This window comes from Sphingomonas sp. SKA58, from assembly GCF_000153545.1.
Classification (GTDB): domain Bacteria; phylum Pseudomonadota; class Alphaproteobacteria; order Sphingomonadales; family Sphingomonadaceae; genus Sphingobium; species Sphingobium soli.
Genome location: NZ_CH959306.1, coordinates 55,636 through 69,212, shown reverse-complemented (window position 1 = coordinate 69,212; position 13,577 = coordinate 55,636). Strand labels below are relative to the sequence as shown.

Sequence of the window (13,577 nt, the reverse complement as noted above, 5' to 3'; positions counted from 1 at the left end):
GGCTCGAACCGAACGGGGGTGGTTGTCAGGACAAGCGCAGCGCCACTGATGCTGCATGGGCGGGCAGCCCCTCCGCCTGCGCCAGTGCGACGGCGGCAGGGCCGATCGCGCCGATCGCATCGCGGTCAAGGCTGAGGAAACTGGTGCGCTTCATGAAGTCGAGCACCGACAATCCCGACGAGAAGCGCGCGCGGCGGCCGGTCGGCAGCACATGGTTCGGGCCGGCGACATAATCGCCCACCGCTTCTGGCGTCATCCGGCCCAGGAAGACAGACCCGGCATGGCGCACCTGCGCGAACAAAGGTTCGGGGTCCTCCACCGCCAGTTCAAGATGCTCCGGCGCCAGGGCGTTCACCAGCGGCATCGCCTCCTCCAGATCGCGCACGATGATGATCGCGCCATTGGCGTCCCAGCTGGTCCGCGCGACCGCGCTGGTGGACAGCGCGGGAAGCTGGCGCTCGACCGCTGCGGCGACCGCATCGGCAAAGGCGGCATCGTCGGTGAAGAGGATCGACTGGCTGGTCGGATCATGTTCCGACTGGCTGAGCAGATCGGCGGCGGTCCATTCGGGATCGTTGCGGCCATCGGCGACGACGACGATCTCCGAGGGTCCCGCAACCATGTCGATACCGACCACGCCATAGAGCTGGCGTTTGGCTTCGGCCACCCACGCATTGCCGGGGCCGGTGATGACATCCACCGGCCTGACCCGGTCGGTGCCATAGGCGAGCGCGGCCACGGCTTGCGCGCCGCCGACACGCCAGATTTCCTCGATCCCGGCAATCTGCGCGGCGGCCAGCACCAGCGGGTTGATTTCCCCGCCCGGCGTCGGCGTCACCATCGCGATGCGCGCGACGCCCGCAACCTTGGCCGGGATGACGTTCATCAGCAGCGAGCTGGGATAGGCGGCGCGTCCGCCCGGCACATACAGGCCGGCCGCGTCCACCGCGCTCCAGCGCGCGCCCAGCCGCACGCCGGCCGCGTCCACGCCGTCGCTGTCCTGCGGCTTCTGCTTTTCATGATAGGCCGTGATGCGCGCGGCGGCGAGTTCCAGCGCGTCGCGCAATTCGCTGGAAATTCCATCGAGCGCCGCGCGCGTTTCCGTCGCCGTCACGGACCATCCGCTGACATTCAGGTCATGCCGGTCGAACCGCTGCGTATAGTCGGCCAGTGCCGCGTCACCCCCGGCCCGCACCGCCTTGAGGATCGCGGTCACGTCCCGCGACACATCCTCATCCGCTTCCCGCCGCGCATCGACCAAAGCGGTGAAGGCAGACGGGAAATCCGAGTCCGTGGTAGAAAGCCTAAGCGGCATCCTTCACCCCCACGGCGGCGCGGAAGGCTTCGACCAGCGGCACCAGATCGGCCGACCGCATCTTGTAGGCAGCGCGGTTGACGATCAGGCGCGCGGAAATCGGCATGATGATGTCGGTTTCGACGAGGCCATTGGCCTTGAGCGTCGCGCCCGACGAAACCAGATCGACGATCCGCCGCGACAGCCCGAGCGAAGGCGCAAGCTCCATCGCGCCATTCAGCTTGACGCATTCGGCCTGAAGCCCGCGCGCCTCAAAATAGCGGCGGGTGAGGTGCGGATATTTGGTCGCGACGCGCACATGGCTCATCGCCGCCGGATCTTCATCGGCCAGGCCCGCAGGCTCGGCGACCGACAGGCGACAATGGCCGATATCGAGGTCGACCGGCGCATAAAGTTCGGAATAGCCGAACTCCTCCACCACGTCGGACCCCACGATGCCGATCTGCGCCGCGCCATGGGCGACGAAGGTCGCCACGTCGAAGGCGCGCACGCGAATGATCGACACGTCGGGCCGGTTGGTGGCAAAGCGCAGCGCCCGGCTCTTCTTGTCATGAAACTCCGCCTCCGGCTCGATACCGGCCCTGGCAAGCAAAGGCAGCGCCTCATCGAGGATGCGCCCTTTGGGAATGGCGAAGGTGAGCGAACGAGTCATGACGCGGGGCACTTAGGCGCGGGGGCGCAAAAGGGCAAGGTTTGGAGAAGCAGGCAGAACGGCTTGCTGATATGTGCGAGCTAATAGAACCTAGTATCTTCATCGGTTAATTCGAGCGCGGAGAAAGCCAGTGGCTGAGGCTATCATTGGACCCATCATCGGATTAGCCGTTTCAGCAATGACAGCGTGGCAGCTGATCGACGGCTTTCGGAGAGGCACAATGGAAGCGCCCTATTGGGGCTTCGCCTTTTCAGGCCGCAGAAAAGATCAGCCATTTCGTTTTTGGATGCTCACGCTGCTGCTGGCCTTTTGGATGATTGGCGGCATCTTTCTATGCATCGGGATCATGTTTTTTCCGAACGGCCTCGCCGGATAGAACTCTTCACTATCGTCATCCCGGCCTTGAGCCGGGATCCCACTTCTTCCGTATCGCCAGAAGGTCAACGGGATGCCGGATCGCGTCCGGTATGACGAGGCGGAGGAAGGTTAAGCCGCCTGCGCCATCGCGCCTTGCGTGCTGGCGATCCAGCCGCCGCCCAGCACGCGGTCGCCGGCGTAAAGGACCGCCGCCTGCCCCGGCGCGACGCCATATTCCGGCGCGTCGAAGATCAGCCGGTCGCCCTCCAGCCGCGCGGGCACGGGCCTGGCCATCGATCGCACCTTGGCGGTCAGCGGCCCAGCAAAGTCGCCGCCCAGCCAGTTGATGTCCGACAAGAGCGCGCCCGACACCGCCAGCGCCGCCTTCGGCCCCACGATGACGCGGCGCGCCTCCGCGTCCAATCGCACGACATAGAGCGGTTCAGCCTGCCCGCCAATCTCCAGCCCCTTGCGCTGGCCGACCGTATAATGGATCAGCCCCCGGTGCCGGCCCATCACGCGCCCATCGACATGGACGATCTCGCCGCCCTCATCCGCATCAGGCCGCAGCTTCCGCACAATCTTCGCGTAATCGCCATCGGGGACGAAGCAGATGTCCTGGCTGTCAGGCTTCAAAGCCACCGACAGCCCAAGTTCAGCGGCGATCTCGCGAACCTGGCTCTTGGGCAGCCCGCCCAGAGGAAAGCGCAGATAATCGAGTTGCGCCTGAGTCGTGGCAAATAGGAAGTAGCTCTGGTCGCGCGCCGGGTCGGCGGCGCGGTGCAGCTCTGCTCCTGCCGCGCCCTCGACCCGGCGGACATAATGGCCCGTGGCCAGGCAATCGGCCCCCAGGTCGCGCGCAATCTGGAACAGGTCGGTGAACTTCACCCCCATATTGCATTTGACGCAGGGAATGGGGGTGCGCCCGGCCATATATTCATCGGCGAAGTCGGCGATCACCGAATCGCGGAACCGGCTTTCATAATCAAAGACATAGTGCGCGATGCCGATGCGGTCGGCGACCGCGCGCGCATCGCGTATGTCCTGCCCCGCGCAGCAGCTGCCGGTGCGGCCCACCGCTGCGCCATGATCGTACAGCTGAAGCGTTACGCCGATCACTTCCGCGCCGGTCTTCGCCGCAAGCGCGGCGACGACGCTGCTGTCCACGCCGCCGGACATGGCGACGACAATGCGCCGCTGATCGCGCGGCTCGGCAAGCTGAAATTCGGGCTGCATGGGCGCGCATATAGGAGCAAGCGCGGCAGCGTGCAAAAGTTAACGAAATATGACGCCCTTCGGTCACTTTACCGCCAGAATGACTCGCAGAACGGGGTGAAGCGTTGGACGGGTTTACCGACGGTTATCCATTCCCCGCTAGAACAAGCCCATGGACTTGAGTTTCCTCCGGGCAGGCGGGTTGACCCCCGCCAACGCCAGAGTGACCGGCTGGCCACGCGTGCCGGTCTGGCCGTTCCTGCGCGCCGCCACTGCGGCGGCCCAGGCTGCCAGCCCGACCGCAAAGGCCGTGGCGGGAAGCCTGCGGGGGCAGGATGGAGGCGATGATTGGGTCCAGGAACTGGCGGATGTGTTCGCGCCACGTTCCGGCAACATGATCGAAGCCGTGCGATTGTCGGGCAGTTTCAACCCGGTGGTCGCAGGTCGACTGAATAGGGGACAGGAGGAATGAAGCCGGTGTTTACCTTCGCGCTTTAGTCCCTGTTCAGGGCTGATGGAGATAACAGGGTTTCACGGCAGAGTTCGGCAAGGCCAGCGCCGCAAATTGAGGTAAGAATGATCGAGAACCAGAAAATCAGGCCAGCCCAGGTCGTCGGTCCGCTCGGAGAGCCCCTGACGCTCGACAGCCTGCCGCCGCGCGATACGACGCGCTGGGTGGTGCGGCGCAAGGCCGAAGTGGTCGCCGCCGTGAATGGCGGATTGCTCAGCGTGGACGAAGCCTGCGCCCGCTATAATCTGACGCTGGAGGAATTTGCCGGCTGGCAGCGGGCCGTCGATCGGTCGGGCATGCACGGACTGCGCGTGACGCGCATCCAATATTATAAGTCGCTCTATGAACGGCAGCAGAAATATTGACCGTCGGAGCGTCACCGTCTTGGGCGCGGCTATGACAGCCCATCAGGAAGCCGCTGGCGCGATCCGGCGGCTTCTTTGCCTTGGCGCATAAAAAAGCCTGCTCTAACGGGCGGAAAGCCAAGATGGTTTCAATCCCGGAATCATTTCTGCGTGATGGAACGCGATGCCCTTTGCTCCGTTGAATAGGCACCCAACCCGATGGGGGCCTGGTCAAGGAGAGTAACATGGGAATCATCTTGTGGCTGATCGTCGGCGGCATCATCGGCTGGCTTGCCAGCATGGTCATGCGCACGGACGCACAGCAGGGCATTTTGCTCAATATCGTTGTCGGCATCGTCGGCGCCTTCATTGGCGGCCTGATCTTCAGCGGCGGTTCGATCAACGACGGTCTGACCGTCTACAGCTTCCTGGTTTCGCTGGTCGGCGCAATTATCCTGCTGGCGATCGTCAACCTGGTGCGTCGCGGCTCGATGCGCTAAGCGCGAAGACGCTTCAATCCTAAAAGGCCGCGCCCCATGGGCGCGGCCTTTTTTGCATGCGCTCAACGGCGGGCCATGACCAACCGATAGAGCGCCAGTATCGCGGCCGATCCCGCGCAGGCGGCGATAAATCCGGCTTTTTGCCCGGCCCCGTAAAGCCCCATCAGTCGCCCGACGAACCCGGCGAACAATGCCCCCGCGATCCCCAGCAGGATCGTCACCGCACGACCGCCTGGATCGCGCGCCGGCATGAGAAAGCCCGCCAGCGCGCCCGCCACCAGGCCGATCAAAATCCACCCCAGCACGTCCATGACGCACCCTCCTTGTCCTTGATGTGCGACCCGCCGGGATAGCGCCACAAAACAGGCTGCGTGGCAAGTTGATGCGCTATCGAAACGGTCCAGCCCGTGCTAAGGCGTCGCCATGGCGAAGCGGCCGGACGCCGGCGGACCATGGTCCTATTATCGCTTTGCGCTCTAGCCCGCCCCCATGATAAATGGGCTTGAGGCAGGTGCTATATTCATATAACACAGTGGCCAACAGGGGCAAAGCGCCGGAGAGATGGAATCGGCATGAACTACGAAACCCAGCTGCTGGGCGACTCGGCGATCATCATGGACGGGGATGATCGGCGCCGGAGCAGGAAGAAGCTGATCATCGGCGCGGGCATCGCCGTGGCGCTGGTCGCGGCGGCCGTCGCCATTTCGATGCGCGGCGGCGGCGATCCCGCCGCGGCGCCAGCGCCGGGCGCCGTAGCGCCAGTGGTGACCGTCACCAGCCCGGGGCAGTCGACGGTTGCGCGGACGGTGAGCGCAACGGGTTCGCTCGCGGCGCGGGTCGACATGCCGGTAGGCGTGGTCGGCGAAGGCGGCATGGTCAGCCGCGTTCTGGTTCAACCGGGCGACTGGGTGAAGGCGGGCCAAACGCTCGCGACCATCGAACGCTCGGTCCAAAGCGAACAGGTGCGCTCGCTCGCCGCGCAAGTCGAGGTCGCCCGCGCCGACGCCAAGCTCGCCCAGGCCCAGCTTGATCGCGCCAAGGCGCTGGTCGGCCGCGGCTTCATCAGCGCGGCCGACATCGACCAGCGCACCGCCACCCGCGATCAGGCGGAGGCGCGCGTGCGCGTCGCTCAGGCGCAGCTGGCCGAACAGCGCGCGCGCACGGGCCGACTGGATATCCGCGCGCCGGCCGCCGGACTGGTGCTCACCCGCTCGGTCGAACCGGGCCAGATCGTGCAAGCGGGCAGCGGCGTGCTGTTCCGCATGGCCAAGGGCGGCGAGATGGAAATGCAGGCGCAGGTCGCGGAAGGCGATCTTGCGACGCTGCGCGCCGGCAACAGCGCCGTCATCACGCCGATCGGCACCGACGCGCGGATCGCCGGACGCGTGTGGCAGGTGTCGCCCGTGGTCGATCCCCAGACGCGCCAGGGCATCGCCCGTATCGCCATTCCCTATGACCAGGCGATCCGGCCCGGCGGATTTGCGTCCGCGACCATCACCAGCGGATCGGGCAGCGCGCCGCTGCTGCCGGAATCGGCGGTGCAGAGCGACCCCCAGGGCAGTTTCGTCTATATCATCAATGGCAAGGATCAGGTCGAACGGCGCAATGTGACCGTGGGCCAGGTGTCCGATGATGGCGTGGCTATCACCAGCGGCATCACCGGCGCGGAAAAGATCGTGACGTCGGCCGGCGCCTTCCTGACGCCGGGGCAGAAGGTAAAGCCGGAAATGGCGAAGGGTCGCTAAAGGCGACAGGGTCGTTCCCGGCCCGGCAAGGACAGACAAAGCGGGCGCCAGGTGGGCGGTCGGTGAAGGAAGCGCGTCATGAATTTTCGCAACATTTCCGCATGGTCGATCCGTAATCCGGTGACGCCGCTGGTGCTGTTCGCCGCCTTGGTGTTGGCGGGCGTCGTCAGCTTCATGCGGATGGACGTGAACCAGAATCCCGACATCAGCTTCCCCGTGGTGAGCGTCACCGTGATTCAGCCTGGCGCCGCGCCGACCGAACTGGAAACGCAGGTCACCCAACGCGTCGAAGCCGCCGTGCGCAGCATCAGCGGGGTTGAGGACATCACCTCCTTCGCGTCCGAGGGCCAGTCGCTTACCAACGTCCAGTTCCAGATCGGCACGCCGGTCGATCGCGCGGTCAATGACGTCAAGAACGCCGTCGATCAGATTCGCAGCGACCTGCCACAGGGCATATTGGAACCGCAGGTCCAGCGCATCGACGTAGATGGCGGCCCGATCGCCTATTTCAGCGCCGAAGCGACCGATATGACGCTGGAAGAACTGTCCTGGTATGTGGACAACACCATCGCCAAGCGCCTGCTGAGCATCAGCGGCATGGCGGCGGTCAATCGCGGCGGCGGCGTCAGCCGCGAAATCCGCGTCATCCTCGATCCCGCCAAGCTCCAGGCCTATGGCATCACAGCCGCGCAGGTGAACGCACAACTGCAGCAGGTGAACATCAATTCGGCAGGCGGCCGCACCGAAATCGCGGGCGCCGAACAATCGATCCGCGTGCTGGGCAATGCCCGCAACGCAACCGAGCTGGGCGAAACCCAGATCGCCATTTCCGGCGGCCGCACCGTCAAGCTCGCCGACCTTGCCACCGTGCGCGACATGTATGCCGAACAGCGCAGCCTCTCGCTGATGAATGGCCGTCAGGTGACAAGCTTCAGCATCGCCAAGGCCAAGGGTGCATCGGACGTCACCGTCTATGACGAAGCGATGAAGGTGCTGGACCAGCTGAAAAAGGAAAATCCCAAGGTCCAGTACAAGCAGCTTTACAGCAGCGTCGACTATACGCGCGGCCAGTATCACAGCGCCATGTCGGCGATGATCGAGGGCGCGGTGCTCGCTGTCGTCATCGTCTTCCTGTTCCTGCGCGACTGGCGCGCGACGATGATTTCGGCGCTCGCCATTCCCCTGTCGGCGATTCCGTCCTTCTGGTTCATGGACATGATGGGCTTTACGCTCAACGGCATCTCGCTGCTGGCGCTCAGCCTGGTCGCGGGCGTGCTGGTCGATGACGCGATCGTGGAGATCGAAAATATCGTGCGCCACATGCGCATGGGCAAATCCGCCTATCAGGCGTCGATCGACGCGGCGGACGAAATCGGCCTCGCCGTGCTTGCCACCACCATGGCGATTGTCGCGGTTTTCCTGCCCGTCGCGCTGATGCCCGGCCTTGCCGGCCAGTTCTTCATCCAGTTCGGCATGACCGTGGTCGTGTCGGTGTTGATGAGCCTTGCCGTGGCGCGCCTCATCACCCCGATGATCGCCGCCTATTTCCTCAAGGCCCATGGCGAAGCGAGCCATGGCGAAGGCTGGATGATGGATCGCTATATGGGCGTGCTGCGCTGGTCGCTTGAAGACCGCAAGGCCAAAGCGCGCCACGCACGCGGCGGTGTGCGCAACCATCTGGCGGGCTTCTTCACCGATCATCGCGTCTGGACGCTGGGCGCGGGCATCCTGGCCTTCATCGCCACGATCGCTGCCTTCGCCACGCTGCCCATGACGTTCCAGCCGACGATCAATACCGATTTCAGCCAGGTGAAGATCGAAACCGTGCCGGGCAGCACGCTGGAACAGACCACCGCGATCACCCGCAAGGTGGCCAAGATGCTGGCCGCCGACACGCAAACGGTGGAAGCCGCCTTTGCCGACATCAATCCGACCAGCGCCGACATTTTCCTGACGCTCAAGAAGGACCGGCCGATGACGTCGGTAGAATGGGAACGCAAGGTCGCGCCCAAATTCCAGACGATCGCCGACGCCCGCGTCAATTTCCAGTCGCAATCGGGCGGCGGCTTTGGCCGCGACGTCATCATGATGTTCGGGTCGGACGATCCCGCGTTGCTGGAGAAGACCGCCAACAAGCTGGTCAAGGAAATGGCGGGGCTCAAGGAATTGCGCGACCCGCGCGTCCAGGGCGACATGCAGCGGCCGGAAATCATCATCAAGCCGCGCATGGACCTGGCCGCCAGCATGGGCGTGACGACTGCGGCGCTCAGCCAGTCGATCCGCATCGCCACGATCGGCGATATCGACCAGAATGTCGCCAAATTCTCGCTGTCGGACCGCCAGATCCCGATCCGCGTGTCGCTGTCCGAAGACAGCCGGCGCGACCTGTCGACGATCCAGAACATGCCCGTCCCAACCGTGTCGGGCGGCACCGTGCCGCTGCGCGTGGTGGCCGACATCAGCTTCGGCGCAGGCCCGACGCAGATCCGCCGCTACAACCAGATTCGCCGCATCGTCGTCGGGGCCGATCTCGCCCCCGGTCTCGTCACCAGCCAGGCGATGACGAAGATCAACGCACTGCCCACCATGAAGGCGATCAACGAAGGCCGTATCCAGGGCGTGCAGAAAATCAACGCGGGCGACAGCAAGTTCCAGGCAGAGATGCTTCAGAATTTCGCCATCGCCGTCTTCTCGGGCGTGCTGCTGGTGCTGGCGGTGCTGGTGCTGCTGTACAAAAGGATCATGCCGCCCTTCGTCAATCTGGGCTCTTTGCTGCTGGCGCCGCTTGGCGGCGCGCTGGCGCTGCATATGGCAGGACAGCCGCTGTCGCTGCCGGTCTTCATCGGCCTGCTGATGCTGCTCGGCATCGTCGCCAAAAACTCCATCCTCGTCATCGACTTCGCGCTGGAGGAGATGGAAAAGGGCGTGCCCAAGAAGGAGGCGATCATCGACGCCGGGCACAAGCGCGCCCAGCCCATCGTCATGACCACCGTCGCCATGGTGGCGGGCATGGTGCCCACGGCCCTGTCGCTGTCGGGCGACGGGGCGTTCCGCGCACCGATGGGCATCACCGTGATCGGCGGCCTCATCCTGTCGACCATCCTGACGCTGGTCATCGTGCCAGCGGTCTTCAGCCTGGCGATCGGTCTGGAAAGCTGGGTCGGACCGCGGCTGGGCCGTGGGCTGCTGACCTACAAGCCCGGTGATGACGGGCGGCCGGTGCCGGGCCATGCGCCCGCCGAATGAGTGCGGCAGGGCGGGCTGGATCGCCCGCCCTGCCAAAGAGAGACTTGCTTGAACGAAACGGCCGCGTAACCGTTTCCCGCCCATGAAGTTGCTCGCCGCGCCCCGATTACCCCTGGCCCCTGCGTCCCATCCCGCGCGGCGCATGCGGATCGTGGCGACGGGCATGCTGGTCGCGATGGCGCTGCTGTTCGTCCTCGCCCGCGCGACCGTGCATCTCCATCCCGCGATCGGCTTTATCCAGGCCTTTGCCGAAGCCGCGATGGTGGGCGGCCTGGCCGACTGGTTCGCGGTAACGGCGCTCTTTCGCCATCCGCTAGGCCTTCCGATCCCGCACACCGCCATCATCCCGCGCAACAAGGACCGGATCGGCGACACGCTCGCCATTTTCCTGCGCGACAATTTCCTCACCCCCGCTGTCGTCGCGCGGCGGATGCGGCACATGGACGTGGCGGCGGCTGCCGGGCGTTTCCTGGCCAGCCCGTCGGGCGGCGACGGCCGCTTGCGCGAAGGCGCGTCGCGCCTGATCGCGGACATATTGGAAGCGCTCGACCAGGAACGGCTGGGCGGCATGGTCAAGGGCGCGATCGGCCAGAGGCTGCGCGCCATCAACATCGCGCCGCTCGCGGGACAGGCGATCGAGGCGGCGATGCGCGACGGCCGCCATGGCCCGGTCATGGATGGCATCATCCACTGGGCCGACCGCACGCTCGAAGCGAACGAGCATCTCATCCGCCAGATGGTGCATGAGCGCGCGGGCAAGGTGCTGCGCTGGACGGGCCTCGATGAAAATCTGGCCGACGCCATCCTGTCGGGCCTGCGCAAGCTGCTTGCCGAAATGGCGCAGGATGCCGGCCATCCCCTGCGGTTGAAGGCGGAAGAGGGCATGGCGAAACTCGCCTTCGATCTGCAATTCGACCTAGACATGCAGGCGAAGGTCGCGGGCGTCCGCGACGAGATACTCGACAATCCGGCGATGCAGCGCTGGATCGACGGCCTGTGGGAACAGGCGCGGGCCGGACTGCTGCGCGCGGTGCGCGATCCCGGTCGCGCCATGGCCGGACGGCTGGGCGAGGCTCTGCGCGCGCTGGGCGCGACCCTGCAACAGGAGGCGCGGCTGCGCCTCGTCATCAATCGCTTCGCGCGCCGCGCGGCGGTGGGCGCGACCGCAAGCTATGGCGACGCGATCGTGCGGCTGGTCAGCGATACCGTGCGCGGATGGGACGCCGGGACGGTCACGACGCGCCTCGAACATGCGGTCGGGCGCGACCTGCAATATATCCGCATCAACGGCACGCTGGTCGGCGGGCTGGTCGGCCTAGCCATCCACGCGATCGACACGCTGCTGTAAGGCACAGGTCACAGTGCGCGTCAGCATCCAACGCGCAGGGCCGCATGACGGATATCGAGAAGGTCGAGGGCTGGCGACGCAGCGTCACGCAGTGCGGGCATGGCGCTTCCGTCCGGCAACGCGCGATGGCGCGGTCGTGCGGGGTCCGGCTCATCCCCGTCCAGGCGGACAGTTTTTGCATCCGTCCCGCCCTTGGCGTATAGAGACGGCATGGCGATCTTCCCCCGTCCCGTTTCCCCCAAGAACGCGCTTGGCGATTTCTGGAGCTATTTCCGTCAGCAGCGTCAGCATAAATGGCCGCTGCTCGGCCTGTCGGTGGCGATCACCTGGGTCATCATATGGACCTTCGTGATCGATGCGAACACCAACACCATGCCCACGCGCAACAAGATCATCTATGTCGAAAGCTGGGACGCCAACCGCTCCGACGCCGCGATCATCCTTCAGCAGAAGATCGACTTCGCCAAGCGCGAAGCCGCGCTGGTGCGCCAGCAAAAGCGGATGCAGGGCTATGCCGACGCCTTCGGCATCGAATGGCGCGAGGAGGAAAAGCGCAACACCGCCGAACGCAAGCAAGCCGTCAAGGCGATCAACGAACTGCTCGATGACCGGCTGGTAAAGGCCGAATCGAATGAACAGGCCGCGCCGGCAACTCCGGGCGCGGCGGGGATCGGCCGCCCCTGAAACCGCCCGTCCCCGCCGACGACCGGCGCTACATGGCTGCGGCGATCGCGCTGTCGCGGCGGGGACGCGGCCTGTCCACCCCCAATCCCAATGTCGGCTGCCTGATCGTGCGCGACGGTCGCGTGGTCGGGCGGGGCTGGACGCAAAAGGGCGGCCGGCCCCATGCCGAAGCGCAGGCGCTGGACCAGGCGATGGAGCAGGCGCGCGACGCTACCGCCTATGTGACGCTGGAACCTTGTTTCCATCTCAGCCCGCGCGGGCCACGCTGCGCCGACCTGCTGGCGCGCGCGGGTGTCGCGCGGGTCGTCATCGCCCTGCGCGATCCTGATCCCAGGACGAACGGGCAGGGCGCGGCCTGGCTGCGCGATCGGGGCGTTGCGGTGGAGATGGGGCTGTTGGCCGACGAGGCGGCGGCCGCCATGGCGGGCTTCGTCCTGCGCCAGACGCTCGGCCGGCCGCATGTAACGCTGAAACTCGGCCTGTCGCTCGATGGCCGGATCGCGCTCGCCAATGGGTCGAGCCGCTGGATCACCGGCCCGCAGGCGCGCGCCCACGCGCATCTGGAACGCGCGCGCCATGACGCGATCCTGGTCGGCGGCGGGACGCTGCGCGCCGACGCGCCCAGACTTGATGTGCGGCTGCCGGGCCTGGAGGATCGCGCGCCCCGCCGCCTGCTGCTGACGCGCGGACCAGCGCCTGGCAATTGGGAACGAATCGGCGCACCGGAAGAAATCGCCACGCTTGATCGGGTCGATCATCTGCTGGTCGAAGGCGGCGCGGGCGCCGCGGCCGCTTTTCTGCGCGCCGACCTCATTGATCGGCTGCTGCTCTATCGCGCGCCCATCCTCATCGGCGACGGGCTGGCCGGGATCGGCGACATCGGCCTTGGCGACCTTGCCCAGGCGCATGGCCGCTGGCGGTTGACGGATGGCCGCACGCTGGGCGTCGACAAGCTGGAGGTTTACGAGCGGGTTCGGAGCGCTTAAGCGACCTTCCCATTCTGCTTAGCGGGGCAAGGCATATGTTCACCGGCATCATCACCGACATCGGCACCATCCGCAGCCATGAGCAGCGCGGTGATCTGCGGCTCGTCATCGGCTGTGGCTATGCCATGGACAGCGTGGCGATCGGCGCGTCGATCGCCTGTTCGGGCGCGTGCCTGACCGTTGTGGACAAGGGCGACGACTGGTTCGCGGTCGATCTGTCGGCCGAAACCGTTGCGCGCACCGCGCCCGGGCTGTGGCAACAGGGCGGCAGGCTCAACCTGGAACGCGCGCTCAAGGTCGGCGATGAACTGGGCGGCCATATCGTGACCGGCCATGTCGACGCCGTGGGCCATCTTGTCTCCGCGCAATCGGAAGGCGATTCGATCCGCCTCGTCATCCGCGCACCACAGGCGCTGGCCGCCGCGCTGGCCGCCAAAGGGTCGATCACCCTCGATGGCATCTCGCTCACCGTCAACAGCGTCGAGGATCAGCCCGACGGCAGCGTGGATTTCGGGCTGAACATCATTCACCACACCACCGCCGCCACGACCCTGGATCGGCTGGAGGATGGGCGCGCCTTCAATCTCGAAATCGACGTGCTCGCGCGCTATCTCGGTCGAATGCAAGCATTGCGGTCGGGCGTAATGTGATTGCTTCTTGAATTTATCACATTG

General features: G+C 65.6%; 14 protein-coding genes. 10 read left to right on the top strand and 4 right to left on the bottom strand.

The features are described 5' to 3' along the window. Positions 1-25: 25 nt before the first annotated feature. On the bottom strand, positions 26-1,315 hold the full coding sequence (gene hisD / locus SKA58_RS00745; protein ID WP_037541960.1) for a histidinol dehydrogenase: 1,290 nt from the start codon (positions 1,313-1,315) through the stop codon (positions 26-28). Continuing rightward, positions 1,305-1,967 (bottom strand): ATP phosphoribosyltransferase, encoded by a 663-nt coding sequence (gene hisG, locus SKA58_RS00740; RefSeq protein WP_009820416.1) that lies wholly within the window; start codon positions 1,965-1,967, stop codon positions 1,305-1,307. The genes hisD and hisG overlap by 11 nt, the downstream gene beginning before the upstream one ends. Positions 1,968-2,097: 130 nt before the next feature. Here hisG and SKA58_RS19730 point away from each other — a divergent pair, with 130 nt between their 5' ends. Further along, complete coding sequence (locus tag SKA58_RS19730) at positions 2,098-2,343, top strand: hypothetical protein (protein ID WP_156784118.1); 246 nt, start codon at positions 2,098-2,100, stop codon at positions 2,341-2,343. A 110-nt stretch (positions 2,344-2,453) separates the two neighbouring features. Here the strand turns inward: SKA58_RS19730 and mnmA are convergent, their stop codons facing one another. Further along, on the bottom strand, positions 2,454-3,560 hold the full coding sequence (gene mnmA / locus SKA58_RS00735; protein ID WP_009820414.1) for a tRNA 2-thiouridine(34) synthase MnmA: 1,107 nt from the start codon (positions 3,558-3,560) through the stop codon (positions 2,454-2,456). 151 nt (positions 3,561-3,711) lie between these two features. Between mnmA and SKA58_RS00730 the strand changes: the two genes are divergently transcribed. The 3 genes from SKA58_RS00730 to SKA58_RS00720 all read left to right on the top strand — a co-directional run bounded on the left by SKA58_RS00730 (position 3,712) and on the right by SKA58_RS00720 (position 4,894). After that, positions 3,712-4,011, top strand: a complete 300-nt coding sequence (locus SKA58_RS00730) for a hypothetical protein (protein WP_037541959.1) — start codon at positions 3,712-3,714, stop codon at positions 4,009-4,011. A gap of 104 nt (positions 4,012-4,115) precedes the next feature. After that, on the top strand, positions 4,116-4,415 hold the full coding sequence (gene sciP, locus SKA58_RS00725) for a CtrA inhibitor SciP (protein WP_009820412.1): 300 nt from the start codon (positions 4,116-4,118) through the stop codon (positions 4,413-4,415). Positions 4,416-4,639: 224 nt separating this feature from the next. Next, a complete protein-coding gene (locus tag SKA58_RS00720) occupies positions 4,640-4,894 on the top strand; it encodes a GlsB/YeaQ/YmgE family stress response membrane protein (protein ID WP_009820411.1) in 255 nt (84 codons plus the stop codon). A 62-nt stretch (positions 4,895-4,956) separates the two neighbouring features. Here the strand turns inward: SKA58_RS00720 and SKA58_RS00715 are convergent, their stop codons facing one another. Further along, entirely contained in the window at positions 4,957-5,205 is a 249-nt protein-coding gene (locus SKA58_RS00715) for a GlsB/YeaQ/YmgE family stress response membrane protein (protein ID WP_009820410.1), read from the bottom strand. A gap of 261 nt (positions 5,206-5,466) precedes the next feature. Here SKA58_RS00715 and SKA58_RS00710 point away from each other — a divergent pair, with 261 nt between their 5' ends. The 6 genes from SKA58_RS00710 (at position 5,467) to SKA58_RS00685 (ending at position 13,553) form a co-directional block, all read left to right on the top strand. Then, a complete protein-coding gene (locus SKA58_RS00710) occupies positions 5,467-6,639 on the top strand; it encodes an efflux RND transporter periplasmic adaptor subunit (RefSeq protein ID WP_009820409.1) in 1,173 nt (390 codons plus the stop codon). 78 nt (positions 6,640-6,717) lie between these two features. Further along, complete coding sequence (locus SKA58_RS00705) at positions 6,718-9,885, top strand: efflux RND transporter permease subunit (protein WP_037541957.1); 3,168 nt, start codon at positions 6,718-6,720, stop codon at positions 9,883-9,885. A gap of 82 nt (positions 9,886-9,967) precedes the next feature. Further along, positions 9,968-11,233 carry a DUF445 domain-containing protein gene (locus SKA58_RS00700; protein WP_037541955.1) on the top strand — a complete coding sequence of 422 codons (1,266 nt, stop codon included), beginning with the start codon at positions 9,968-9,970 and terminating at the stop codon, positions 11,231-11,233. Positions 11,234-11,443: 210 nt separating this feature from the next. Continuing rightward, complete coding sequence (locus SKA58_RS00695; protein WP_009820406.1) at positions 11,444-11,917, top strand: hypothetical protein; 474 nt, start codon at positions 11,444-11,446, stop codon at positions 11,915-11,917. Then, positions 11,914-12,903: a bifunctional diaminohydroxyphosphoribosylaminopyrimidine deaminase/5-amino-6-(5-phosphoribosylamino)uracil reductase RibD gene (gene ribD / locus SKA58_RS00690; protein WP_269572086.1), complete on the top strand. Its 990-nt coding sequence runs from the start codon at positions 11,914-11,916 to the stop codon at positions 12,901-12,903. Before SKA58_RS00695 ends, ribD begins: the two co-directional genes overlap by 4 nt. Positions 12,904-12,938: 35 nt before the next feature. Beyond that, entirely contained in the window at positions 12,939-13,553 is a 615-nt protein-coding gene (locus SKA58_RS00685; RefSeq protein ID WP_009820404.1) for a riboflavin synthase, read from the top strand. Positions 13,554-13,577: the final 24 nt, after the last annotated feature.